This window comes from Halosimplex aquaticum (assembly GCF_028747785.1).
Classification (GTDB): domain Archaea; phylum Halobacteriota; class Halobacteria; order Halobacteriales; family Haloarculaceae; genus Halosimplex; species Halosimplex aquaticum.
This window is the reverse complement of sequence record NZ_CP118158.1, coordinates 4,704,823-4,729,975: the sequence shown is the minus strand read 5'-3', so window position 1 is coordinate 4,729,975 and position 25,153 is coordinate 4,704,823. Positions and strand designations below refer to the sequence as shown.

The 25,153-nt window shown below is 61.3% G+C and carries 16 protein-coding genes; 8 read left to right on the top strand and 8 right to left on the bottom strand.

Annotated features, from left to right (window positions below):
* Nucleotides 1-22: 22 nt before the first annotated feature.
* The 3 genes from glpK (at nt 23) to PSC72_RS23230 (ending at nt 3,921) form a co-directional block, all read left to right on the top strand.
* Nucleotides 23-1,555, top strand: coding sequence for a glycerol kinase GlpK (gene glpK, locus PSC72_RS23240; RefSeq protein WP_274323800.1), 1,533 nt, complete (start codon nt 23-25; stop codon nt 1,553-1,555).
* 1 nt (nt 1,556) lies between these two features.
* On the top strand, nt 1,557-2,639 hold the full coding sequence (locus PSC72_RS23235; RefSeq protein WP_274323799.1) for a hypothetical protein: 1,083 nt from the start codon (nt 1,557-1,559) through the stop codon (nt 2,637-2,639).
* 106 nt (nt 2,640-2,745) lie between these two features.
* Nucleotides 2,746-3,921, top strand: coding sequence for a Cdc6/Cdc18 family protein (locus PSC72_RS23230; protein ID WP_274323798.1), 1,176 nt, complete (start codon nt 2,746-2,748; stop codon nt 3,919-3,921).
* Nucleotides 3,922-3,954: 33 nt separating this feature from the next.
* Here the strand turns inward: PSC72_RS23230 and PSC72_RS23225 are convergent, their stop codons facing one another.
* From PSC72_RS23225 to kdgK1, 5 genes are all read right to left on the bottom strand, one after another.
* Nucleotides 3,955-4,935 carry an ROK family protein gene (locus tag PSC72_RS23225; RefSeq protein ID WP_274323797.1) on the bottom strand — a complete coding sequence of 327 codons (981 nt, stop codon included), beginning with the start codon at nt 4,933-4,935 and terminating at the stop codon, nt 3,955-3,957.
* Between the two features lie 161 nt (nt 4,936-5,096).
* On the bottom strand, nt 5,097-5,789 hold the full coding sequence (locus PSC72_RS23220; RefSeq protein ID WP_274323796.1) for a rhamnogalacturonan acetylesterase: 693 nt from the start codon (nt 5,787-5,789) through the stop codon (nt 5,097-5,099).
* Between the two features lie 105 nt (nt 5,790-5,894).
* A complete protein-coding gene (gene pyk, locus PSC72_RS23215) occupies nt 5,895-7,670 on the bottom strand; it encodes a pyruvate kinase (RefSeq protein ID WP_274323795.1) in 1,776 nt (591 codons plus the stop codon).
* A 250-nt stretch (nt 7,671-7,920) separates the two neighbouring features.
* Nucleotides 7,921-10,824, bottom strand: coding sequence for an MEDS domain-containing protein (locus PSC72_RS23210; protein WP_274323794.1), 2,904 nt, complete (start codon nt 10,822-10,824; stop codon nt 7,921-7,923).
* 303 nt (nt 10,825-11,127) lie between these two features.
* Nucleotides 11,128-12,084 (bottom strand): bifunctional 2-dehydro-3-deoxygluconokinase/2-dehydro-3-deoxygalactonokinase, encoded by a 957-nt coding sequence (gene kdgK1 / locus PSC72_RS23205; RefSeq protein ID WP_274323793.1) that lies wholly within the window; start codon nt 12,082-12,084, stop codon nt 11,128-11,130.
* Between the two features lie 287 nt (nt 12,085-12,371).
* Between kdgK1 and PSC72_RS23200 the strand changes: the two genes are divergently transcribed.
* The gene (locus PSC72_RS23200) at nt 12,372-14,291 is read left to right on the top strand and encodes a HAMP domain-containing protein (protein ID WP_274323792.1); all 1,920 of its coding nucleotides are present in this window, start codon (nt 12,372-12,374) and stop codon (nt 14,289-14,291) included.
* Between the two features lie 1,082 nt (nt 14,292-15,373).
* On the opposite strand, the gene PSC72_RS23195 is transcribed toward PSC72_RS23200, so the two are convergent.
* Nucleotides 15,374-17,263 carry a hypothetical protein gene (locus PSC72_RS23195; RefSeq protein ID WP_274323791.1) on the bottom strand — a complete coding sequence of 630 codons (1,890 nt, stop codon included), beginning with the start codon at nt 17,261-17,263 and terminating at the stop codon, nt 15,374-15,376.
* Between the two features lie 845 nt (nt 17,264-18,108).
* Between PSC72_RS23195 and PSC72_RS23190 the strand changes: the two genes are divergently transcribed.
* Complete coding sequence (locus tag PSC72_RS23190; RefSeq protein WP_274323790.1) at nt 18,109-18,615, top strand: winged helix-turn-helix transcriptional regulator; 507 nt, start codon at nt 18,109-18,111, stop codon at nt 18,613-18,615.
* Nucleotides 18,616-18,891: 276 nt separating this feature from the next.
* Here PSC72_RS23190 and PSC72_RS23185 read toward each other — a convergent pair whose 3' ends face one another.
* Both PSC72_RS23185 and PSC72_RS23180 read right to left on the bottom strand, forming a co-directional pair.
* A complete protein-coding gene (locus PSC72_RS23185) occupies nt 18,892-20,025 on the bottom strand; it encodes a CRISPR-associated protein Cas4 (RefSeq protein ID WP_274323789.1) in 1,134 nt (377 codons plus the stop codon).
* 70 nt (nt 20,026-20,095) lie between these two features.
* Nucleotides 20,096-21,100, bottom strand: a complete 1,005-nt coding sequence (locus tag PSC72_RS23180; protein ID WP_274323788.1) for a Cdc6/Cdc18 family protein — start codon at nt 21,098-21,100, stop codon at nt 20,096-20,098.
* A gap of 159 nt (nt 21,101-21,259) precedes the next feature.
* Here PSC72_RS23180 and PSC72_RS23175 point away from each other — a divergent pair, with 159 nt between their 5' ends.
* The 3 genes from PSC72_RS23175 to PSC72_RS23165 are packed head-to-tail and all read left to right on the top strand — an operon-like array spanning nt 21,260 to nt 25,153.
* Complete coding sequence (locus PSC72_RS23175) at nt 21,260-21,427, top strand: hypothetical protein (RefSeq protein ID WP_274323787.1); 168 nt, start codon at nt 21,260-21,262, stop codon at nt 21,425-21,427.
* Nucleotides 21,424-24,228 (top strand): DUF499 domain-containing protein, encoded by a 2,805-nt coding sequence (locus PSC72_RS23170; RefSeq protein WP_274323786.1) that lies wholly within the window; start codon nt 21,424-21,426, stop codon nt 24,226-24,228. The genes PSC72_RS23175 and PSC72_RS23170 overlap by 4 nt, the downstream gene beginning before the upstream one ends.
* Nucleotides 24,221-25,153, top strand: a complete 933-nt coding sequence (locus tag PSC72_RS23165; protein WP_274323785.1) for a hypothetical protein — start codon at nt 24,221-24,223, stop codon at nt 25,151-25,153. The genes PSC72_RS23170 and PSC72_RS23165 overlap by 8 nt, the downstream gene beginning before the upstream one ends.

The window sequence follows — 25,153 nt, the reverse complement described above, 5'->3', positions numbered from 1 at the left end:
GCCCGACGGAGAACACGAAACTATGGCAGACACGTACATCGGTGCGATCGACCAGGGGACGACCGGGACCCGCTTCATGGTGTTCGACCACGGCGGGCAGGTCGTCGCGAACGCGTACGAACAACACGAGCAGATCTACCCGGAGCCGGGGTGGGTGGAGCACGACCCCGTCGAGATCTGGGAGAACACGAAGGAGGTCGTCACGCGAGGGCTCGCCGACGGCGGCCTGGACGCCTCGCAACTGGAGGCGCTCGGGATCACGAACCAGCGCGAGACGACGCTGGTGTGGGACGAGGAGACCGGCAAGCCGGTCCACAACGCGCTGGTCTGGCAGGACCGCCGGACCACCGACCGCGTCGAGGAGCTCGAACGCGAGGACAAGGTCGAGTGGATCCGCGAGAAGACGGGCCTGGAAGCCGACGCCTACTTCTCGGCCACCAAGACCGAGTGGATCCTCGACAACGCGGAGCCGCTGAAGCTGTCGAGTTCGCGGTCGGAGAACCTCCGCGAGCGCGCCCGCAACGGGGAGCTCCTGATGGGGACGATCGACACGTGGCTGATCTACAACCTCACCGGCGAGCACATCACCGACGTCACCAACGCCTCGCGGACGATGCTCTACGACATCGAGGGCATGAACTGGGACCCCGAACTCCTCGAGGAGTTCGACGTCCCCGAGTCGATGCTGCCCGAAGTGCGTCCCTCCTCCGACGAGGAGACCTACGGGACGACCGACCCCGACGGCTTCCTCGGCGCGGAGGTCCCGGTCGCCGGCGCGCTCGGCGACCAGCAGGCCGCGCTGTTCGGCCAGACCTGCTTCGACGAGGGCGACGCCAAGAACACCTACGGCACCGGGTCGTTCTACCTGATGAACACCGGCGACGAAGCCGTCTCCTCCGACCACGGCCTGCTCACGACCATCGGCTTCCAGATGTCCGGCGAGCCGGTCCAGTACGCGCTGGAGGGGTCGATCTTCATCACCGGCGCCGCCATCGAGTGGCTCGAAGACGTCGACCTCATCAACAACGCCGCACAGACCGCCGAACTCGCCAGTTCGGTCGACTCGACCGACGGCGTCTACATGGTCCCGGCGTTCACCGGCCTCGGCGCGCCCCACTGGGACGGCCGCGCCCGCGGGACCATCGTCGGGATGACCCGGGGTACACGCAAAGAGCACATCGTCCGGGCCACCCTGGAGTCCATCGCCTACCAGACCCGCGACGTGGCCGAGGCGATGGAGGCCGACTCCGGCATCGAGACGACGAGCCTCCGCGTCGACGGCGGCGCAGTGAAGAACAACTTCCTCTGTCAGCTCCAGTCCGACATCATCCAGACCGACATCGTCCGCCCGCAGGTCGACGAGACGACCGCGCTCGGGTCGGCCTACGCGGCCGGCCTCGCCGTCGGCTACTGGGACACCGTCGACGAACTCCGCTCGAACTGGCAGGTCGACCGCGAGTTCTCGCCCGAGATGGACGCCGAGGAGGCGGACCGGATGTACGGCCGCTGGGACGACGCGATCGAACGCTCGCTCGACTGGGCCCAGGAGGAGTGAGATGATAGAGCCCGTTCTCCAGGTCCCGGTCATCGGGATGGAGGTCGAGCAGTTCCTGCTCCTGCTCATCACCGCCGCGGCCGGCGGCGCGCTCGGCGCGCTCCCGGCGTTCATCTTCACGGGCTTCGTCGTCTTCCTCGGCGAGGGGCTGGCGATCCTCCAGCGCGAGGTCGGCGGGGCGTTCCCGGACATCGGTCAGGGCGAACTCGCGGCCGGCGTGACGGGCGTCATCGGGTTCGGCGCGGTCACCGGCCCGCACATCGCCTTCGCCGGCGGCGTGGCCGCCACGGCCTACGCCGGGAAGAAGTACCCCGAGATGGAACCCGAGGGCTGGGACTACCACTTCGGGAAGAACATCCTCTACGCCTTCGGCACGCAGCCGGACATCCTCGCGGTCGGCGCGGTCTTCGGCGTTCTCGGGATGCTCGTCAACCAGTTCGGGGCCGCCCTGCTCGCAGTCGGCGGCACCGGCCTCACCGACACCATCGCGCTGTCGGTCGTCGTCACCGCGTTCATCGCGCGCGCCGTCTTCGGCTACCCCATCGTCGGGAAGTCCGCGGGCGGCAGCCTGCTCGACATGTCTCCCTTCGAGCGCGAGGAACCGCGCATGGCCGCCGACGGCGGGGAAGTTCCCATCGAGCACGAGGGGCGGCTGGCGACCGAGCCGTGGCTCCCCCACCAGTACAAGTGGTCCGGCGTCGCGACGATCGGTCTCGTCGGGGGGATCCTCGGCGGTTACATCTGGATCCAGACGGGGAGCATCTTCCTCGGCTACGCCATCTCGGCGATCAGCCTGCTGTTCCTCAACCTCGGCGTCGAGAAGATCCCGGTGACCCACCACATCACCCTCATCGGCGCCGTCGGTGCGGTCGTCGTCGCGCCCGTCGCCGGGAGCGTCGTCGCCCTGCTTGCGGCCGGCGTCTTCGGCCTCGTCAGCGGACTCCTCGGCGAGCTGACCCAGCGGCTGTTCTACGCCCACTCGGGGACGCACGTCGACCCGCCGGCGATGGCGATCGCGATCGCCATGTTCGTCGTGGGCCTGCTGGCGATCCTCGGCGTCCTGCCGAACGCGGGGTACCTCTGACTGGTCACCCCGCACGGGCGGGCCCTCGCCCCCGGCGGCGCTGACTCACCGCAGTCCTTTTGTACTGTAGCAAGAACTGCCCACAACGGACCGACCCAGATCTCACATGGACATCGACGCGCGGATCAAACGACGACGGCGCCGCTCGGACGGCCCCCGCCTCGTCGAGGACTACGAGTCGCTTTCGCCCGTGTCCCACGTCGAGGAGCCGTCGGACCGTGGCCCCGTCCTCGAACGACTGCTCGACCACCTCGATCCGGTGTTCGACGGCCAGTTGCCGCCCAACGCGTACGTCTCGGGCCCGTTCGGCTCGGGGAAGTCCGCTGTCGTGACGGCGCTGTTCGCTCACCTGAACCGGCTGTCGACGGACACCCGGTCGATCATCCACACGAGCACGCGCGCGGCGCCGCCCGCCACGCCGGCGTTCGTCTCCGTCGACATGCGCGAGACCACCAGCGAGTTCGCCTTCTACCACGGCGTCCTCGACGCCCTCGTCGACGAGTCGGTCCCCGACCACGGGATCAGCACCGACGACCTCAGCGACCGCCTCCACGAGGTCCTCGGTCGCTCCCGTACCGGCGTCGTCGTCGCCGTCGACCACGTCTGCGAGCCCGACGGCACCAGCGCGGAGGAGCTCGTCGACCTGTTCGCCGGCCTGCCGAGCAACGTGAGCTGGCTCGCGATCGGGCGGATCCCGCCGGAGGACCTCTCGCTGACGGAGTACACCGCCACCGAGATCCGCGTCGAGCGCTACCGCCGCGAGACGCTCGTCGACCTGCTGATGACGAGGGCCTCGCTCGGCCTCACCCGGCAGGGCCTCGACCACGACCAGGCGCGCCGGATCGCCGACTGGGCCGACGGGAACGCCCACGACGCGATGGCCGCGCTGTTCGTCGCCGCCGACCGCGCGAGCCGAACCGACCGGACGCGCATCGACGAAGCCGACGTGAGCGCGGCCATCGACGAGTTCCCCCGGTCGTCGGTCTCGCTCGGCCGCGTGCTCGCGCTCCCCGCGAACAAGCAACTGGTCCTCCGGAAGCTCGTCGCGCTGGACCCCGAGGACCGCGCCTCCGTCACCGCGACGACCGAAGCCATCAGCTCCGATCCCTCGGTCGACCTCTCGCCGGGGACGGTCAAGCGCTACCTCTACGAGATGGCGGAGGTCGGCGTCGTCGAGCGCGTCCAGTCGGAGGTCTCGAACGAGAAGGGGCGGCCGCCGAGCCGCGTCGAACTGCGGTTCCCGCCGACGGCGTTCCAGCGCCTGTCGGACATTCGGGAGTGACGGCCGGGAGTGCTCGTCTGGGTCGACGACCGCTCAGTTCGACCGCACGCGCGAGCGGTCGCCGGTCCCCCGGGTGAGCGCGCTGGCAAGCGCCCCTTTCACGACCACGTCGTCGCCGAGCGTCGTCAGTTGCACGTCGGGGACGTTCGAGAACACCACGTCGTCGAGGCGCTCGCGGATCGGTCCGAGGACGCGGTCGGGGTTGTTGAGCGTGACGGCGCCGCCGACGTAGATGACCAGCGGCGCGAAGGCGTGGATCATGTTGGCGACGGCGATGACGTTCCACTGCGTGACCTGGTCGAGGACGTACTCGGCGAACTCGTCGCCCTCGTTGGCGTGGGCGAAGACGTCGGCCGAGGAGAAGTCGGCGCTCTCCAGGGGCATCGACGTCTCGACGGGGTCCTCGTCGTGGAGGCGCTGGGCGTAGCGGAAGATGTTGTTGCCCGAGCAGTAGGCCTCCCAGTGGCCGTCGATGCCGCAGCCGCAGGTCATGAAGCCGTTGGGGTCGACCGTCATGTGACCGACCTCGCCGGCGTTGCCGTCCCACCCCTGGACGACTTCGCCGTCGACGCAGACGCCGGCGCCGATGCCGCTGGAGATGGTCAGGTAGATCATGTCGTCGGGGTTGCGGTCGGAGTAGAAGCGCTCGCCGATGACGCCGGCGGTGGTGTCGTTGTGGAGGTAGACTTCGTCGCTGTCGACGAGTTCGCCGATCGGGCCGGTCAGCGGGATCCGGTCGATAGAGTCGGGGAGGTTCGCCGGGTTGTCGATCACCCCTTCGGCGAGGTCGAGCGGGCCGATCGACCCGACGCCGGCGGCGACGATCCCCGTCGGGTCGACGCCGGCCTCGTCGCACGCCCCCCGGAGCGCGTCGAGGACCGCCTCGGTGACCGCGATGCCGTTCGGTCCCTGCGGGGTCTCGGTCCGACGCGAGGCGAGGACTCCCCCCGACTCGTCGCCGACGACGGCGCGGATGTTCGTCGCGCCGAGGTCGACTCCTGCGTAGGTGGCCATTGTAATCGGTGAGTCGTCCCATCGCTACTTAACTGCACATATTCACCCGTCACCGAGTACCCGTTTCGTCGCGGCCGCCTCGGCCGACCACCAGCGGATCAGCGACGCTGAATCGCTGTCCGTACACGGAACCCGAACATCAGGCCGTTGCAGCGAACCGCCTATTCCTCGTCTCGCACCACGCGGGCGGCCAGTTCGAGGTCCAGTTCCTCGATCCCGTCGAGGACCAGTTCGGCCATCCGGCGCGCCCCTTCTCTGCTGAAGTGCGTGTCGTCGGCGATACCGTCGGGGTAGTTGACGTGTTCGCCCGGCGAGAGGTGGAGATACAGCGACTTCGACTCCTCCGTTCCCAGTTCGCGCAGGAGCGCCCGGCTCCGCTCGTCGGCGTCGATCAGCGGGACGTCCCGGTCCTGTGCCACGTCCCTGGTCAGCGCCGCATACTCCTGATGGGTGTCCTCCAGTCGTCCCTCGTCGTCGAAGTGCCGGCGCGCGATGGGGGTGAGAAGCACCGGGTTCGCCCCGCGTTCGCGCGTCTCTTCGACGAACTTCCCGAGGTTGGCGACGAACGCCTCCGGGGGCGTGTACTGCTCTTTCGAGGGCACCTCGTCGTTGTGCCCGAACTGGACGAACACGTAGTCGCCATCGGAGAGGTTCTCCACGACGGGGTCCCAGCGCCCCTCTTCCAGAAAGGTCCGAGTGCTGCGGCCGTTGCGGGCGTAGTTCTCGACCGTCACCGACTCGTCGACGTACTCGGCGAACGGCGTTCCCCAGCCCGTCTCGGGGCGTTCTTCCGGGTCCTTCTCGGCCATCGTGGAGTCACCGACGAGGTGGACGGTGATCGACTCGCTCGACATTTTCCGATGACTGGACGTGCCGAGACATATGTGCGTCGATACCACCTGAACGCGTCAAAACGACGGCGGCGCCGCGGAGGTCTTCGGCGATGCGAGGGTCGGCGATTACAGCGAATCTCGCTTCGCCGTCCGCTCGCGCGCCCGGCTCTGGATCGCTTCGTCGTAGACGATGCCGCGCTCGGCGTCGAGCGTCACGACCGTCCCCGAGTCGATGTCGCGCGGGAGCGACGCGTTCGAGATCATCGGGAGTTCGAGCTCCCGGGCGACGATGGCCGCGTAGCTCGTCATGCCGCCGTGGCGGTCGATGACGCCGGCCAGCTTCTCCACGTCGCCGCTGAACTCGCCGTCGAAGTCCTCCGGCACCGCGAGGATCGCTCCCTCGGGCACCGCCGAGAGGTCGCCGTCCTCCGTCCAGTGGAGTTCGCCGGAGACGAGACCCTCGACGACCGACCGCCCGGAGGCGATCGTCTCCGAGGCGACGTGGACCTTGAGCATGTTCGCCGTGTTCACGCCTTCGAGTTCGGTCATCATCCCCGAGAGGACGACGACCGTGTCGCCGCTCTCGGCCGCGCCCGTGTCCAGCGCCGACTGGACGGCGTTGTTGATGACCGCGTCCGCGCCGTCCGCCGTGTACGGCGAGCTCTTGGGGATGATGCCCCACGAGAGCGCGAGCCGCCGTCGCACGTCCTCGCTCGGCGTCGAGGCGACGATGGGGATCGACGGCCGGAACTTGGCGGCCTTGAGCGCCGTGTAGCCGGATTCGCTGGCAGCCACGATGGCGCTGGCGTCGATGTCCCGCGCCAGGAACCGCGCCGAGCGGGCGAGCGCGTCCGTCCGCGTCTCGTCTGCCGTCGGCACGCGCTGCTCGCGGTTCTCTGCGTACTCGGGCGACTCCTCGACGTCGCGGACGATCCGGTTCATCGTGTCGACCACACGGATCGGGTGGTCGCCGATGGCCGTCTCGCCCGAGAGCATGACCGCGTCCGTGCCGTCGAGGACGGCGTTGGCCACGTCAGACGCCTCCGCGCGCGTCGGTCGGCGCGCGTGGACCATCGAGTCGAGCATCTCCGTCGCCGTGATGACGGGCACTCCCTCCTCGTGGCACCGGCGGATGATCCGCTTCTGGATCATCGGCACGTCCTCCAGCGGGCACTCGACGCCGAGGTCGCCCCGCGCGACCATCACGCCGTAGGCGGCGTCGATGATCCCGGCGAGGTTCTCGACCGCGACCTCGCGTTCGATCTTCGCGATGACCGGGATGTCGGCGCCGAGTTCGTCCAGCGCGTCGGTGATCTCGTAGACGTCCTCGCCGTCGCGGACGAAGCTCGCCGCGACGAAGTCGACTTCCTTCTCGGCCGCCACCTTCAGTTCCTTCCGGTCCTGCTCGGTGATGACGGGCAGGCCCAGTTCGACGCCGGGGACGTTGACGCCCTTCCGCGCGCCGAGGTCGCCGCCGTTCTCGACGGTCGCCGTGACGACGCCGTCGGAGACCGACTCGACGGTCGTCTCAATGCGCCCGTCGTCGAGCAGGACCCTGTCGCCCGGCTCCACGGCGGAGATGTCGTGCGAGACGCCGATCTCCTCGGGCGTCGCGTCGTCGCCCTCGACGAACCGGACGGTCGAGCCGCCTTCGAGCGTGATCTCCTCGCGGATCGGCGCGGTCCGGACCTCCGGCCCCGGCAGGTCGAGCATCGCCGCGACCGGGCTGTCGATACGCCTGTCGACCGCCCGGATCCGGTCGACGAGTTCGCGCCGGTGTTCCGGCGTGCCGTGACTGGCGTTCATCCGCGCGACCGACATCCCGGCGCGCGCGAGGCCCTCGATCGTCTCCTCTGACTCGCTGGCCGGGCCGAGCGTGCAGACTATCTTCGCGCTGCGCATCTCAGATCGATACCTCCCGTCGCCGGTGTGTTCGGTTCATGTGAACGGCTTCCCCCGGCAGGGATAAAGGGCTTTGTCAACCACCTTTTTCGCGGAGGGTGGGCGCCTCGCGCCCACCCTCCGCCAAAAACGTGGGCGAAAAAGCCGAACCCTCGCTTCGCTCGGGTTCGGTGGATCGCAGAACGCGACAGCACGCGATTCAGCACAGCTCCGCTCTGACAGGGGCGGACACGCCGAACGCTACCGTGGCCTACTGGTCGGCCAGCGCGGGCAGCGTGAACGAGAACGTCGAGCCCTCGCCGGGTTCCGACTCGACCCAGATCTCGCCGCCGTGGCGCTCGACGATGCGTTCGCACAGCGCGAGCCCGATGCCGGTGCCCTCGTACTCGACGCGGCTGTGCAGCCGGTCGAAGACGGTGAAGACGCGGTCGTGGTCGTCCGGGTCGATGCCGATGCCGTCGTCCTCGACGGAGACGACCCACTCTCGTCCCCGTCGGGTCGCTTCGACGTCGACGCACGGCGGATCGTCGCCGCTGTACTGGATGGCGTTGTTGAGCAGGTTCTGGAAGACCTGGCGGAGCTGGCTGGCGTCCCCTTCCACGCGGGGGAGGTCGTCGACCGTGATCTCCGCGTCGGCCTCGTCGATCTGGATCTGCAGGTCCGTGCGGACGTCGTCGAGGATCTCGTCCAGTTCGACCGGTTCGAACGGCTCCCCCCGCGTCTCGACCCGGGAGTATTCGAGCAGTCCGTCGATCATCTCGCGCATCCGCTGGGCGCCGTCGACGGCGAACTCCAGGAACTCCTCGCCGTCTTCGTCGAACACCTCCGCGTAGCGGTCTTCGAGCAACTGGAGGTAACTCGTGATCATCCGCAGGGGTTCCTGCAGGTCATGCGAGGCCGCATAGGCGAACTGTTCGAGCCGCTCGTTGGACTCTTCGAGCGCTCGCTCACGCTGCTTCTGGGCGAGTTCGAACTTGATCCACTGGGCCATGAGCTGATGGAACGTCCGTTCGGCGTCCGTGAACTCGCGGTCCCGCGGCTCCGTCGACACGAAGAAGAAGGTTCGGTCGGGGTCGTTCTCGACCTCGACCCGGGTCCCGAGGTACGTCTCGACGCCGAACTCCTCGTAGGCGATCGAGTTCCCGAAGCCCGAGCGCTCGGGATCCGTGATGTCGGCGACCGCCTCGTCGTCCGTGGCCGCACGGCAGTAGGTCTCCGAGAGCGGCGCCTCCGCGCCCGGCACGAGCCGGTCGTGGTCGCCGTTGATGGCTTCTACCACAAAGGAATCGGTCGCCGGATCGACCGTCGCGAGCCCGCCGATGTCGAGGTCGAACCGCTCGCAGCCCAGTTCGAAGATGTCGTCTAACTTCTGTTCGAAGGACCGATCGGGGTCGGCGGCGATCCGGCTGAGCGTCTGCTGGTGGTGTTCGCGCTGTTCGCGTTCGAGTTCGTAGCTCACCCACTGGCCCATCAGCTCGATGAACGTGCGCTCGGACTCGGTGAACGGTCGGTCGCAGGGCTCCGTGCTCCCGAACCAGAGCGTCCCGTACGGCGTCGAGCCGTTCATCACTCGCGTGCCGAGGTAGCTCGTCATGCCGAACTCCCGGTGGATCTCGTCGTCCTGCCATTCGGTGCCGCGCACGTCGGCCATGGCGACGGGCTCGTCCGAATCGATGGTCCGCCGGCAGAAACAGCCGTAGCCCGGGTCGGACCACAGCTCCTCGCCCGCGTCGACGCCGAGGCCGACGCCCCGCTCCAGCCGGAACTCGCCGCTCCACGACGGCAGGTGGTTCAACCCGCCCATCTCCAGCCCGAACCAGTCCGTGCCCAGTTCGAGCAGCCGTTCGAGCTTCGCGTCGAAGTCGAGGTCGGGATCGGCGGTGATCCGGTAGCTCTCCCGGAGGAACCGCTCGCGGCGCCGGCGTTCGAGTTCGTACTCGATCCACTGGCTTATCAGGTCGAGGAACGTCCGCTCGGCGTCGGAGAACCCAGCCTCGCGGGGCGACTCCGCGGCGAAACACAGCGTCCCGTAGTCCTCGTAGCCGACGCGGACGGTCGTCCCGAAGTACGCGTCCAGCCCGTACCGCTCGTAGGCCGGGTCGTCGGCCCATCCCTCTTTCCGAGCGTCGGTGACGGCTATCGTTCGGCGGTCGAGCAACTTCTCACAGTAGGTGTCACAGATCGACTCCGTGACGCCGGGCTCGATGCGTTCGTGGTCGCCGACGGCTTCGGTGATCTCGAGCGTCTCGTCGTCGGCCGTCTTCGCGAAGTAGCCGATGTCGAGGTCGAACCGGTCACAGCCTAGCTCAAGCAGGTCCTCGATCTTCCGGTCGAAGGACGTGTTCGGATCGGCGATGGTCTCGTAGAGGGTCCGCTGATAGCGCTCGTGAGCCTCCGTCGCCGCTCGCGCGTCAGCGCGGCCGACGAGCGTCGTCAGCTTTCGGTCGAGTTCGCGAGACGGGCGGTCCGCGCCGAAGTACTCCTCCGGCGGGGTGTAGTAGACGTTCTGCCCGATGGGGGTCCCGTCGTAGACGAGGAACGGGTGCGTGTTGAGGACGTCGTGCAGCGTCTCCGCGGGGAACCTGTCGCGGTTGTACTGACAGAGGACGGTGTAGTCCTCGCCCTCGTAGAGCGGATTGAGTAACTCCTCGTACTCGCAGAGGTCGTCGAGTTCGGCGTCGTCGGCGTCGACCGCCCACGTCATCTCGGCGGCGGCTCTGACTCCCGTGAATCCGCTGTCGGTCGCGTCGGCGAGAGCGTCTCTCCAGAAATCGATCATCGCGTCGCGGTCGAACTCGCCGGTCCGCCGGTAGGTCTCCTCCTCCGTATAGACCGAGAGCGCCCCGGATTCGACGGCGTCGTCGACGGCGAGGCCGCGTGCCCGCATCGCGTCGAGGACCTCGTCGACCGAGTTGTCGTCGGCGACGTAGATGCATCGCTCCCCGCGTTCGAGACCCTCTCGGATGAAGGGCACGACCGTCTCGAACTGCCCGACCTGGTCCTCGTAGATCAGGGCGATGTGGTCGGTGTCTCCGTGGCTCTCGTCCGATCCGAGCGACTCCCGTGTCTCAAACCCGGGGATCGATGTCGCGAGGGCGTCCCCGGTGCCGACGGCGGTACGTTCGCCGGAATGTCTGGATGCGTGTTCACTCATGAAGTGTCTCCTCCTGTCACCCGAATCCGCGTTCGAACGGTCCGCGCTCGCTTCGGAGTTCCCGGGAGACGGGGTGATTCTCGTCACGCGAACAGAGTGCTGGAACAGTGAAAAGCATGTCGCGGGCCGATTCGGTCGGGGCTACGCTCCGGGCGACCCGTCTGCCTCGCGGTCGGCTCGTAGACTCGCCTCAGCGACCGGTTTCGCACCGTTCGGTATCTCGGGTGGCGGTGTATCGCGACGAAGGCTCGGGCGCTCGTGAGTAGAAAGAGACAGCGGGTGTTCCCGAACGGAACCGGTGGATCAGCGGGAGATGCCGCTCTGCTCGCCCTGGTCGACGACGCGCTGGACTTCTTCGGGGGTGACCAGCGCGATGTCGCCCGGCATCGTCCGCTTGAGCGAGGCGGTCGCGGCCCCGTACTCGAGCGAGTCGGGGACCGAACCGCCGTCGAGCCAGGACGCCAGGAAGCCGCCGACGAACGCGTCGCCGGTGCCGACGGTGTCGTACTCGTCGGCCTCGAAGACGCCCTGTTCGAAGACGTCGCCGTCGTGGAGGGCGAACGACCCCTCGCCACCGCGGGTGATCAGGGTCAGTTCGAAGTCGAACTCGTCGGCGAGGTCGCGAGCGATGGCCTCGGCGTCGCCTTCCCGGTCGAGGACGGCCCTCGCGTCGCGCTCGGCAACGACGAGCACGTCGATGTCGTCGAACAGTCCTTCTAGCGTGTTTCGCGCGTCCGCGGGCGACCACAGCTTCGAACGGTAGTTCACGTCGAAGACCGTCGTGGTGTCGCTGTCGTCGGCGAGCGCGAGGAGTTCCCGGCTGGTCTCGAGGAGCGTCTCCGAGAGCGCCGGCGTGATGCCGGAGGTGTAGTAGGCGTCGGCCTCGGCGATGCGGTCGGTATCGAGTTCGTCGGCGGTCGCGGTGGTGACCGCCGAGTCGGCGCGGTCGTAGATGACGTTGGTCCCGCGCGGTTTCCCGGCCATCTCGACGTAGTACGTCCCCATGCGCGCGTCGTCGTCCCAGACGATGTCGGCCTCGACGCCGTGGTTGCCGAGCGCGCTCGTCACTCGGCGGCCCAGCGGGGAGTCGGGGAGTTTCGAGAGCCACACCGTGTCCAGTCCGAGGCGCTCGGCGGCGACGGCGACGTTGCTCTCCGCGCCGGCGGCGTGCACGTCGAGACTGTCGATCGCTTCGAGGCGCTGTTGGCCCGGCGGCGAGAGTCGGAGCATCGACTCGCCGAAGGTGACGAGATCTGTCATGCCCCTCGATGGGACTGGCCCGTGCTTAAATCCGCGGGGATCGGACCGGTGAGCCCCGTCGTTGTCCGATAGTGACCAGCTCGTCGTCGATCCGATGCGTCGTGGGCGTTGTCACGCTGCGAGAACGCCCGAAGTTCTCCAAAACTATATATGAGATAGTCGAACATGCAATCCTATGGGCAATTGGGGCAACGCAGACGGATCGAGTCAGGGCACGGGGGCGACTCCCGCGGTGGCAATGGCTCAGGTGCAGTTCGACGACCGAGAATCCACAGGAGTGTGGACCGATGAGCGGTGAAGGTAACGGCGGTGATGGCGGAGTGATGGGGATCGTCCGGACGATCGTCCCGGACTTCATCAGGAAGCGGTTCGCGCTGAAGTTCCTCATTGTGCTGCTGGTGATGGGGGTCGCTATCGGCGCCATCGGGTTACTCGGAACCCAGCAGTTCAGCGACCACACGCGCAAACAGATCGAAAGCGAATACAGCGGGCTCGCGGTCCAGGAATCGAACCTCGTCGGTCGATGGATCGAGAGCAACCGGCTGTCCACGCGACTCGCGTCCGGGACACCGGCCTACGCCGGGCAGGACCGGTCACAGATGTCGGAGGCACTCAGCAAACAGATGGCGGAGGTGATGCCCGACAGCGTGAGCGCTATGCACCTCGTTCAGCAGACCGGCGGTGACTACAAGTTCATCGCGAGCACGGCCTCTCAGACCGGGAACTCCCTGAAAGGCACGAAGCGTTCCTGGTTCATGGGCCACGAGTTCGGGGGGACCAACCAGGTGGCGGTCTCGAACGTCTACCGTCCGTCCAGCAGCGGTAGTCCGATCGTCGGGTTCGTCAGTCCCGTCAACGGGACCTCGAATCGGTACCTCCTCGTCGAAGTGGGAACGACGAACATCGCCAGCAACCTCCAGGGGGCCGACCGGGCCTCGGGCGGGTTCACGATGGTCGTCAACAACAACACCGGAACGATCCAGATCGACGAGAAGTCGGTCGACGTGAGCCACGACCAGTCGCCCGACGAGACGCTCAAACAGTACGGCGACCGCGGGGCCCTCCAGGCCGCGATGAGCCTGACCGACAACGTGAGCGGCGTCATTTCGAGCCGCACGGACAGTGACGTGATGAACGAGGAATACGCGGTCGGGTACTCCCAGGTCGTCGTTCCGAACAACGACCACACCTGGGTCGTCCTCGTTCACGCCCCCGCAGACGTCCTCTACGGTGACGTCCAGCAGGTCACGAGGTTCGGGATGATCGCCACCGGCGGCGCCATCCTGATGATGCTGCTCATCGGGGCCGTGCTCGGCTACAACACGTCGTCGTCGATCGACCGCCTGAAAGGCAAGGCCCAGGAGATGGAGGACGGCAACCTCGACGTCGACATCGAGTCGGGACGCATCGACAGTATCGGCCGGCTCTACGACGGCTTCGCCGAGATGCGCGACGCGTTGCGCGAGCAGATCGACGAGGCCGAGCGCGCACGGAAGGAAGCGGAGGTCTCGCGCGCCGAGGCGATGGAGATGAGCAACTACCTCCAGGAGAAAGCCGAGGAGTACTCGGCGATCATGCAGGCAGGCGCGCGCGGTGACCTCACCCAGCGGATGGAGCCCGAAGGCGAGAACGAGGCGATGGACCAGATCGCCAAGGACTTCAACGAGATGCTGACCGAACTGGAGATGACGACCGGTCAGCTCAAGACCTTCGCCGTGGAGGTCGAAGAGAGCGGTCAGTCCGTCCAGCAGAGCGCCGAGACGGTCCGCGACGCGAGCGAACAGGTCGCCGACTCCATCCAGCGGATCTCCGACGACGCCTACGACCAGAAGGAACGCCTCCAGCGGATCTCCGAGGAGATGGACGGCGTCGCCGGACAGCTCGACGACTTCGCCGACGACAATCCCGGCGTCGACTTCGGCGACGCCCTCGACAGCATCCGCGAGGTCGCGAGGATGATCGAGGAGGCCGCCGACCTCGCGGAGGACACGATGTCCGAGAGCGAGAACGTCGCAGGCGCCGCAGAAGAGCAGGCCGCCGAACTCAACGAAGTGTCCTCGCGCGCCGAGGAACTGGTCCGCTACGCCCAGTACCTCGGCGACGGGCTGAACAACTTCGAGACCGAGGAGGAACACGAGTTCGTCTTCCAGACCGGCGCGGGCGGTCCGGGCCCCGCTCCGGATCCGGACGGCGACGGCGGCGAATAAGTCTCGGCACCGACTTTCCGCAGGCCGCGGAGATCAAACGCGCCTTCTCTGTTGCAGTCCGTCTTCGAGGCTGGACGACGTGACAGTCTCGTCTCCGTGAATCCGTCCGGGTGTTCGTGGGCCTCGTCGACAGAATCAGTCGCGTTCTCTGGGTAGTCTGTGTTGGGCGCTCGAATCCGGCTGACCACTCGCGCGAGGAGCTCTAATTCTGGCCGCGTATCGATACGAGATCGGCCCGTCCACGCCGTCGAATCTGTGTTTGGGTGCGACCACGGTGAACCGGTGTATCCGTCACCGCTTGCGATTCACCCTCGGTCGCGCCTCGTAATAGATATCGTCTCAACAGAGCCCCGTGTCAGCAGTGTCCTGTCTACTGTACAAGTCGGTAGCGCTCTATCCACTGTACAAGGGGGACTGTTGACGACGCGGGAATTCCACTGTCCGAAGGTCCTCTGCTGAACGAGTGCGAGGACTCACGCCGATAAATTGGGCACGCCAGACATGGATGATCGCTAATACACGCGAAATACGCCCACCGGTCCTCGCTGGTCGGGCCGACCAGTTTATCGCTCTCACCGCAGATGGTAGCTCTTCTCGGATCGCCGAACTCCAGAAGACCACATCCCAGCAATCCCTGATCTTCGGGTGCATCCGCCGTCGGAATCGCTATAGCACCGTACGCACGGGTATCGGTCCCGAGTCCGAGAGTGGCCGTCTCGTTTCGAGAATTCGGTCTGTCCCCCGACCCCCGCCGGGCCATCGGAAGTCGTGGGCGGAGCGAGCTCGCTTGACTCACCGCTATCACGTCCACCCACTCCGAAGTTTCCGTATTCCGCGTCGTTCACCGTCTAGAACGATCTTTCGCTGAATCCCATGTTCGGCCACAAGTTCGGAAGGTAGATCGCATACAAATGGATAGGGGCGTTTTTTGCTGGTTATTCCGATCGTGACTCTCTGCTACGACTCAACCAGAGTCCGATCTGAGAAAATACTCGGAGAGTGATACATATCGTCGAAATCAGCGAATTCAGAAGAAAAGCACCGCTACCGAAGATCAGCTCGAACGTCGAAAGTCAGCTCTCTCAGTCAGGTGGATCCAGGCCACCATCACAGAACATCAAAATCAACGCCGACGCTAAGAAGTCCGGCATCGTCAGGAGCGGGTCCAATCGATCATCAAACGGGAACCGTCCGTAATCATCGTATGCCTCCGTCACGAGAACCTTCAGCGAGTGATCGGTCAACCGCCACAGGTTGTACAACAGGCAGCTGAACACGAACGAGAAATACCGCATCCGGTAATCCTTCGACGCGATCGACGGGATCAACGGCTGGATCATCTTGTACTCAATCTCGATATCCCACCGCTTCGAATACCGGTCGGTAAACCCGAGCGCATCTAATGGCGACACATCGTCACGGTTCGTGACGAATACGGTGTACTGGACATCGTTCGTCTCTGTGTGAACCCAGTCCTCTTTCTCCGCAGGGACGTACATGAAGTTCACATCGTGACTACGGTTGTCGTCGCCAACCGTCGTATCTCGATCAACGTCGATGTACGGTGTCTCGTCACGGAGATACAGTGTCCCTGGACGAACACGACTCTTTAGCGTTGGATCATACCGAACGGTGTCCACCTCTTGTTTCAGTGCCTTCGAATCCTTCTTTTTTGGCAGCAAATAGTCCACGTCATGGTACTGATCTAAAACATGGAGGACACCATGACGGTCGAATTCCCGGTCGGCCATCACTAAATGAATATCTACGAGTTCCGTTGCTTGCTCCATAAGCCGGTCAACCACCTCCGCCCACGAGACGCTCATCCCGGTTTCCAACTCCCACCGTGAGTCGTGGCGGATTGGTTCCACTGCAAGCACAATCGGGGCGTTCCGACCCACGATCGTGAGCGTCGCGTACTCGTACGCATACGGTTTGCCTTTCCGCCCGTTGATCATCTTGGGGTAATCCTCCTTCGGAACTCGCGTATTCCCTGACTGCTTGTTGACGACAACCCGAGGATCATCGGGCTCTTCATCGTCCCTTCCTTTATACGGCGTGACACTCACCGGCACACGGATCGTGTCGATTGCAGCGACGACAGGCTCAGTGAACTCGTCAGCTGGTCGAATCATGTCCAACAGGTTATCGACAGCGTCGTTGAACTGCGGCTGAATTGCGTCAGTGACACGTCGCCAGTCAGGGACTGGGCGCTTTCCTGTACTGAAATCATCAAATGTGTACTGGTACGACGAGGGCGTTCCGAGTTTCTTCACCGCGCGTAGGTGCGTATCGTGGTGGAGAGCATTCCCCCGGAACTTGTTGAACGTCCGGAACGCTGAGCGTGTCCCTGCTCGGTCAGAGAGGCTCATTAAGATTTGATGCTCCCAGACTGTCCGGTCGTCGTGAACGGTGTTGTGTCGTCGCTGAGTGTCCAGTGCGGGACACACGTCATCTAACGCGGCCGAAATGATATCTGGAGCTTGGTTGTCCACGTAATGGTGGATCGGTGTGGAGGATTCCTCGATCTCGTCTGGTGACGGATTCGTATCTGGTGACGCGAGTTCCTTCGCCTGAATTCCTTCTTCGGATCCGGCGTCGTGAATCCCGTCGGCAACCTTACCGAGTAACCGCCTGAGACCGAGCGAAAACCGGTTTCGTTCTGTGTATGAAAGTGCTTGCTGGGTCGGCGCGCGGTCCAGCCCAAATCGGAGTTGTAAGTAGGACCATTTCTGAACACGGTCGGTAACGTCCTCTTGGTTCAGTCCCGAGACCTCTTTGTACAGGTAAAGTCGAACCATCGCCTCGAAATCGAACGAGTCACTCATCGTGATATCGTACTCGTCTTGGAAATCACTAACCGGTAGATCGAGGTTGCTAATCACCCGAGACACATTATCGTGAACCTCGAAGAGGCTGGCTGCCTGGGCCACCAATCGGGCTTCAATAGCGTCCGAGGGGTCGTCAGCCATTCACCCCTCCAGAATCGATCACTGCGTAGGCGCGAGTGCTACGGCGGATGGCAAGTGGTGTCAGTCTGGCTTCTTGAGAACGACTCCGCGTCCCGTCACCGGTGTGACTCGCAGCAGCACTACGACTGGACAATGCAGAGGCTAAACGTGGTCGCGGATTACCTCCAGGCAGTCCGAGCGTAGTGCCAGTCATGTCAGTCAGGGATGCCAGCTTCGCGTTCAGTTGAGATCGTGAGCTAACTTGACGTGGAGAGCTGCTGTCCGAATCACCGACCGTTCAGTCTGAGTGAACTGGTTACGCCATACTTGGGAGAGCAGCGCCTGTGACGGTGCTCGCGGTAGGTCCAATTGACTCGTCAGACTGTTCTTGATGATATGATCGACGAGCTCATGCGCGGACATTCCCTGCGCGTACTGGTACAGGAAGACCGATACGAGCGAGTCTAACGCGTAGGAGCGCCGCTCTTGCTGAAATGAATCAGTAAACCACTCTGAGTGAATGTTGATCTCCGCAACGAGATCAACAAGATCGCCGTGGTTTGGGCTGAGATTCTCAGCCTGATCAGCAATACTCGAAACAACTTCGGTCGGGGTTCGTGGTGAATTCGTTTGGGGTTTCATACGTAGCTTATTCGCTTCGATTTGAACTTATTCAAGCGGGCGGTGATTCCGAAACCGAATACGGAACCTGCCCAATAACCCATTGAAACCCCTGAATAAAGGTAGTATACGCCGACTGCAGTACAGCACTATAATTTGATTTGGAAACTACTACACTTCATATCGAACTACGGGTTGAAGTGTACTATGGAGTATATGAGGTAGCGACAACCAGGATGAGTGTAATGGTGAAAGCAATCAGTGGATACTTAGACCGTAGTGGGTCGATTGGTATCCTGGTCAATCTCAAAAACGACAGTAAGCGGTTTAATGAGTTGAAAGAGCTTGTCGGCGTGAGCCCTTCTACGCTTACAAAGCGGTTGGATGAAGGACAGGAACTTGGCGTAATTACGACCCGTCTTGGGAAAGACGAATATGAGCGCGATCAGCGGGCGGTACACCATGAGTACATGATTACGGAACGGGGATTAGTGGTGCTCGATCAGATAGAAAAATTCGACATCATGTACAGATACCGGCAGTTGCGGGAAGCCGAACAACAGCTGGATGAGGGTCTTGATGAGATGCATGAATGGATTGAAGACAACTCTGATCAGTTGGCCCGCGCAGAAGATGTCAATCCGACCCGGAAGGCGTCCGGTGAAGATATCACCGACTCTTCCGAATCCGAGAGAGATTACTCTGAGCACATGGAGAAGGGGTCTGACCACGAGAACGATTCTAAGCGATAATCCAGGCGGTATTTGACACACACAACTGTGGGCACGCGGTACTATGTGCTTCTGACTGAGTCTATGAATTTGGACACCGGTTCTGTAACGTCACCCACGGGGCCAGCAGGCCTCTGTCCGGAATCCCAGTCTGTTGCGTATTGAACGTACCATTCCCCCGGTATCGATCCTCCGCACCCCTCAACGTATACTCCATACTTCCTGAACACCGCTGTGACAAGCACTTCACCATGATCTGGATGGGAGTAGACCGTGTTAGAGACGATTTCCATATTATCAAGGAGTATCGACGTTCTGCTCGTTCGGACCGAGAACCACTATTGTCTGTAAATCATTGTTCTCAGCGCACCGATCGCACAACGGCGAGTCTGACTCTACGTCAACATCATCCCACGCGTAGGTGGAGCCGCAGCCTCGGCACTTCCAGTTGTACACGCCGTATTGCTCGGCCAACACTGGATATTCGTGAGCCAGTGTGGGAGTCAGCTTCGCCCCTGGATACGCGTCGAAATACTCCCGCAAATTCGGTTCTCGGTAGTCTGTGAACCCCGTTAGTAACCCCGTGAATCCTGTATCCTGAAACGGTGCGCTCGTCTGGCCACATCGGTTTCTGAACGGGCACGTGTTGCATTCCCAGTCGAATGCTGGCTCTCTTGGCGGGAGTTCGTTGTTCGCCCGGTACTGTGTTTGTGCCTGCATCCATGTGATTACGCTCTTGTTCCAAAATCGCTCATCAAATGGGATATGGAACACAGAAATATCGAGGGTATCCCGCCCGCCGTACAGGAGCAACCCATCTTGAAGAGATCGGTCATACTCCTCATCGAGCGCGTACATGTACGCGTGTAGCTGTGCCTTGTGGTGGGGTTTCGGCCCGTCAAGATAGTCTAAAGACGATGTCGTCTTGATCTCCGTTACGAGAATTGGATCCCCGTCTGCATCTACAATCACCGGGTCAGTTACTCCCTTCAGCCGAACCGTGCCGTCATTGGTCTCGATTTCCGTATCGATCCACATTGAATTCCGGACGTAGGTCTCGTCCGTTGCGATGGCCTCTAACAAGTACGGAACGACGATCTCCTCTTCGAACTGTGATCCAACCCAGAAGAGGCCTTGTGGAGGATCACCTTCCTTCGGTGAGTTCTCAGCATAGTACCGGACTTTGCGATGGCACTGAAGCAATTTGCTCGGAGAGTGTTTCTCCGAATCTGGAGGCGGAGATGCCCCGTTGAAATACGGTTTCCCCTCTAAGATGTTCTCTGTGAACTGCTGTTCTTGATACCAGTCGTTGAATGAATCGTTTGAAATCGCGTCCACGAGTTGTTTCCGCCGTAAGGTCGCAGGCTTCCTGTCCGACGATGACGACGATTTTATTGTAGACGACGTGTCTGACTGTTCGTCTTTGGGCATTACAACGAAACGGTGTATCCAAGCGACAATAGGGAACGGTGCGGTGCTTCCAAATCGCTGTCACACCGAGTCACGATCGAGCACGGTAGACGCGAGCTTTCGTATTCCCCTCCGCGATAATGAGGTTGTAGTGCTCTAACTTGGCTAAGTAGTTCCGTACCGTTCGCTCGGTTTTCGGATCCTCAACCAAGTTACTGTATTGTTCGTACAGAGTGGGTGGATTGATTTCTTCGGCCTCGTTGATGATGTTGTACAGCGTTTTCTGGTGAGGAGTGAGGCGATTAATTGTCTCCCGCTCGATTTCCAATTTCGCTTCCAAAACAACATCTGCGATCACCGATGACTGGATTCGACTCTGCCCGTTCTGATTAGCTGTCCGTGCTGCTTTCCTGAGAATCCCGATTGCTACACGAGCATCACCTGCTGCACGCTCCGCGATTTGCTGTAACCCGGATGCTGTTATTGCATCTTCTGCCAGTCCCCAACGAGCACGATCGCGTAGAATCGATACTAATTCATCGTGCCCGTATTGGTTGAAATGGATACGATTGGCGTTCCGGAGACGGCTGTGCAGACGTTCATCTAACGGCGAAAACAACTCTTCCTCCCGGTTAGCAATGAGAATCAGCGTCAGCTCCCGCATTCGGCATAAATCATACAACAACTCCTTGTTCTGGAGTTGATCGACTTCGTCTAAGATGACGACGTACGGTGCTTCGTCGTAGTCACGGAGACGGTCAAGAAGCAAATCCCGTGGAGTGGACTGGCGGTGAATGTCGTACGCTTCTCCGATGCCATCCAGTAACTGGTACAAGGTTTTGAATCGAGTATAATCCTCCCAGCAGTTCACGTACTGTGTATTCAGGTCAACGACGTTCCCACGGAGTTCTTCGACAATGTACTGAGCAATACAGGTCTTCCCAACCCCGGATGGACCGTACAGTAACGTTGGCTCTGTAGAATTGCCGTTTATGACGGCTTCGAGGATACTGGAGAGGTAGTTTACTTCCGAATCCCGGTGACGGACCTCTCTCGGAATGAACTCTTGTTGAAGAACCCGGGCATCTGTTATCATGGTTGCGTCGACACAGTCTTCTGGGATGATAAATGGAAGTGTGTAGTTTCCAAAACTTCCGAAAGACACTAAGTATACAGATCCATGTTTCTATAGAAATCATGCAAACCATCCATTCACCAAACCTATATAAGGGGGTCGTGGTTACTACCTGATAACATGACGGACGAGGAGACTTCAATTAGCGTCAAGAAGCCAATACGGGACGAGCTTCGGCGCTACAAAGCCGACGACGGGCTCACCTACGATGAGGCGATCGCCCGTCTCCTCGAACACGCGGACTGGGTCGAAGACGAAAATGAGCTGCTGGAGAAGATCAAAGAATGACAGACACGCCAATCTCCGAACGAATTACCCCCAGCGACGAAATACTCCGGGATGACGGGACGATTGACTCCACCGGGCTGCTGGACGAAGTTAGCCTCTACAACCTCTACGACGAACGTGACTCTCCAGAACAAGACGCGGAACGTATTCTGGAAATCACGTACCCAACGGATACGCTCTCCACAATCATCAGGAACACCGCACGGAATCTGAACGGAGACTCTGACTTCTCCGAAGGCGGGCAGATTGTCGGAGGAGGATACGGGAGTGGGAAAAGCCACATCGAACTCGTCATTTACCATCTTTTCAACTCGCCAGAACTCGGCCAGGCATGGGTTGATCAGCAGGGCATTGACGCAGAAATCCCCGCTGAAACGAGGACTGCTGCACTCCAGATGTTCAATCTGGAAAAGGACTACAACCGCCTCTCTGAAGCTGTCGGTGACTACCTCGGCATCGACGAATGGGTCGGTGGAACTGACCTCCCGACCGTCCACCAGATCCGGGACACGCTGGACGGTGAACCAGCGCTTGTCCTTCTTGACGAGTTCGAGCGCTGGTACGGGATGATGGAGCGAGACGAATACCAGGACGACAATCTCGCGTTCCTACAGAACCTGCTCGAAGCGGCTGGCCGTGAAGACACCCGGCTAAGCGTCTTCGTGTCTCTACTCTACGAAAACGAAGACGTTCAAGCAATTACGCAGCGTACCAACCCGTTCACACACGACCTCGGCTCCCGGCGTGATGAGAAGATCGAGTTCATTCTGCACCGTCTCATCGGTGAGGTGACGGACGCAGAAGGTGTGTCCTCACTTGCGAAAGAATACACCGATGTCTACCGGCAGAACGACCAAATCGAACTGGAAGACTATCACGACATGGAAAATCGGATTGAACGATACTACCCGTTCCATCCGCTCACCTTAGAACTCCTGATGGAGAAATACTCCGAGCAACGAACCAGCTCGGACGCTCGTGGTCTCCTCCGGTTCCTCACAGAGATCCTCAGCGACAACTACACTGAAGTAGATCTCATACTCACGGGGAACGTTGACGTTCACAAGTACACTGACCGGTTCCAGTACATCGACAACGAACTGGTCGGGAAGTACATCAACGACTACAATCGCCTCCAGAAATCTGACGGGTCCTTCGACGAATTCATCGAGGAACTCATCAACATCACGCTGCTGCACAGCCTCGCACGTGCCGGTGAAGAAGGCGCAAACAAACGCGAGATGCTGATGGGCGTCATGCGGAAAGGGATCAATGCCCACCGAATCATCCAAACATTCACCGAAGATGTCTACGGGCACGCCTGGCACATCCACCGGATCAACGGTGAATACGCATTCGACGTTGACGAAAACCCAGCAGCCCGCATCGAAAAGAAAGCCGAAGACATCCACAAACACGATGCGATTCACCGGACAGAGTCCCTGATACGCGAAGACCTGTTCAACGGTCGGAACAACGTGTACATCCTTGATCCGGTGAACACTGAGCAGAACATCCCGGATAACAAGACGTTCAAGATTGTCGTCTCACTTGCAGCCAAGCAGAATTACGACGACGTGTTTGAAGAACTCACTACCGGGCAGAACCGGGAGTTCAGCAATACGCTCGTATTGGTTACTCCTGAAAAACTGGCTGGCATCGATTCGAACACAGGCATCCGACAACTCGCCCGGAAGGTCGTGGCAGGAGAGCAACTCAAGCGGGAAGAAGAGGTCCTCCCCGAAGGGTTCGAGGAAATCCACGACCAGAACTACCAGAATCTCCGCGACCGGGTTCGGGACAAATTCGGCACGGTTCATACATCGACAGAACGCGGGCTATTCCCCGAAACCCTGCCCATTGGTCCAGGCGTTGACTTCTACGACGCAACGGTTAGTGTCGTTAAACCGGACCCCAGCCAACTTCGGTCAGAGGTTAAGAACGCCGTGAAGGGCGAAGGTGCAAGTGGGATACAGTATGAACACCTCCGTAATGACTTCTACCGAGAGACGGCACACGCAACTCTCACGGAAGAGTCCGAGTTGGAGGAGGCAATCAAGTCGCTCTGCCAAGACGGCGTACTCAAAGTTGGTGGATACTTCGAAGAACGAGTTCGAAGCCTCGGAAACGACACGAACCTCGTTCACGAACAGTACATCAGCGATGATGACGACGAAGATGAGGAAGAAGAAACCAATACAATCACCGTAGACACCTCTGGCAGAGACACCACAGGTGGTTCTGAGACGACGACATCTGGTGGAACCACGACCGGGACTGGAACTCTCAGCGGTGGGGAAGCTACCACGTCAGAGACGGCGTTCAATTGCCCGCAGTGCGGAGACGAACTTGAAAACACATCGTGTGAATGCGGATTCGAATTCGACGCTTCAGACGTTGTTGAAGGAAAGGTGTCGGTTGAAGGCGCGACTGTTGACGAACTCTTAGATGAGTTCGGAATCGAAGAACCCGAGGGCCCGAAAATTCGCCCCCATCCGATAATGGGGACGATTGATGCGGATAACAAACCGGACCTGATCGACCAGGTTGAACGGGAGACTCAGGGCTGGGATATCCATGAAGCGACGATAACGATTGAAGGAGTCCTCACCAGCGATGATTTGAGTGAATACGGAATCAACGCCGACGCTCTGGATGAGCGAGTGAGTCTTGACGAAACGTTCGAAATTACCCCGGATGAACCGTTAGATCACAGTTCGTTCTTAGCGCTCCTATGGGATCTGAACGTCCCAGAGAAGGCATCACTCTCGGTTGAAATGCAGGTGGACAAGAATGAGTAACGAACTATATGCTGAAGAAGAGTTTAACGCACTCCTTCATGAGAAGGACGTTCTGGATGGAGTATTCGAGTGCCTCCGTCGGATCTGGGGGCATACAGATGCACTAAGCGATCGGCATCTCGCTGAATCAGAGTACCAGACTCGGTTATTGGAATACGAGTTGTTGAAGCTGTACCCTGATCTCTACGATGAGCTCATTGATGCGATGGGGGACCACCCTGTAACCTCCATTGACAGTGGGTGTGGAGTGATCATGGATGCCCTCAGTGTCCGTGAAGGGTTCCGATTAGAGCAGGAGCTACAGTCTGAACATGATTGGGATATCTCATTCACTTGGGCTCCTATTGAGGGACTCCCCAGTGAAACGCAGTTTATCTGCCGAGAATGGTTCGGTGCTCAGAGCCCATCAGCAGTTTCTCGGGACGATTTTCGCTTCATCGGTGATCGAGACGTCCCACAGCTCCCGAGTACTGATCCAGCGTTCGTCTGGACGCGCCACCCAGATCAGCGGCTCGAAGGAGCCCTGAAAGGTAATTACTCGATGGAGGAAGTAGAGGAGATTTACCAAGGTGTGAAGGGGCTTCTTGAAGACGTGGTTCAAGAGAGCGTCCATTCAGAGTTTCTCGTGACGAGCGATCACGGTTACGTGAATCACCTCGGGAACTCCCCGTACTCTTTATCCGATGAAGAGGAATCCTCGTTATCGGGTAAATTCAGCAGTAGGTTCCGTGAAATTGGGAATGGGCAGGCATACCGGGTGCTTGAGAATGCTAATGTTATTAAAAGAGTAGATGGCCATTACGTTGTAAGAGGTCATCACAAATGGACGAAACGTGGGGCAACGAAGAAAATCATGCACGGTGGACTCAGTCTCTCCGAATGTATGACACCGGTACTGCGGATCGACACGACTGGAGGTAACTAA

What these genes read in the sequence shown, in the direction of transcription:
- PSC72_RS23190 (WP_274323790.1), top strand. Translation starts at nt 18,109, where the DNA reads ATGGTGAAAGCAATCAGTGGATACTTAGACCGTAGTGGGTCGATTGGT.
- PSC72_RS23230 (WP_274323798.1), top strand. Translation starts at nt 2,746, where the DNA reads ATGGACATCGACGCGCGGATCAAACGACGACGGCGCCGCTCGGACGGC.
- PSC72_RS23220 (WP_274323796.1), bottom strand. Translation starts at nt 5,789, where the DNA reads ATGTCGAGCGAGTCGATCACCGTCCACCTCGTCGGTGACTCCACGATG.
- kdgK1 (WP_274323793.1), bottom strand. Translation starts at nt 12,084, where the DNA reads ATGACAGATCTCGTCACCTTCGGCGAGTCGATGCTCCGACTCTCGCCG.
- PSC72_RS23170 (WP_274323786.1), top strand. Translation starts at nt 21,424, where the DNA reads ATGACAGACACGCCAATCTCCGAACGAATTACCCCCAGCGACGAAATA.
- PSC72_RS23200 (WP_274323792.1), top strand. Translation starts at nt 12,372, where the DNA reads ATGAGCGGTGAAGGTAACGGCGGTGATGGCGGAGTGATGGGGATCGTC.
- PSC72_RS23195 (WP_274323791.1), bottom strand. Translation starts at nt 17,263, where the DNA reads ATGGCTGACGACCCCTCGGACGCTATTGAAGCCCGATTGGTGGCCCAG.
- PSC72_RS23175 (WP_274323787.1), top strand. Translation starts at nt 21,260, where the DNA reads ATGACGGACGAGGAGACTTCAATTAGCGTCAAGAAGCCAATACGGGAC.
- pyk (WP_274323795.1), bottom strand. Translation starts at nt 7,670, where the DNA reads ATGCGCAGCGCGAAGATAGTCTGCACGCTCGGCCCGGCCAGCGAGTCA.
- PSC72_RS23165 (WP_274323785.1), top strand. Translation starts at nt 24,221, where the DNA reads ATGAGTAACGAACTATATGCTGAAGAAGAGTTTAACGCACTCCTTCAT.
- PSC72_RS23185 (WP_274323789.1), bottom strand. Translation starts at nt 20,025, where the DNA reads ATGCCCAAAGACGAACAGTCAGACACGTCGTCTACAATAAAATCGTCG.
- glpK (WP_274323800.1), top strand. Translation starts at nt 23, where the DNA reads ATGGCAGACACGTACATCGGTGCGATCGACCAGGGGACGACCGGGACC.
- PSC72_RS23235 (WP_274323799.1), top strand. Translation starts at nt 1,557, where the DNA reads ATGATAGAGCCCGTTCTCCAGGTCCCGGTCATCGGGATGGAGGTCGAG.
- PSC72_RS23210 (WP_274323794.1), bottom strand. Translation starts at nt 10,824, where the DNA reads ATGAGTGAACACGCATCCAGACATTCCGGCGAACGTACCGCCGTCGGC.
- PSC72_RS23225 (WP_274323797.1), bottom strand. Translation starts at nt 4,935, where the DNA reads ATGGCCACCTACGCAGGAGTCGACCTCGGCGCGACGAACATCCGCGCC.
- PSC72_RS23180 (WP_274323788.1), bottom strand. Translation starts at nt 21,100, where the DNA reads ATGATAACAGATGCCCGGGTTCTTCAACAAGAGTTCATTCCGAGAGAG.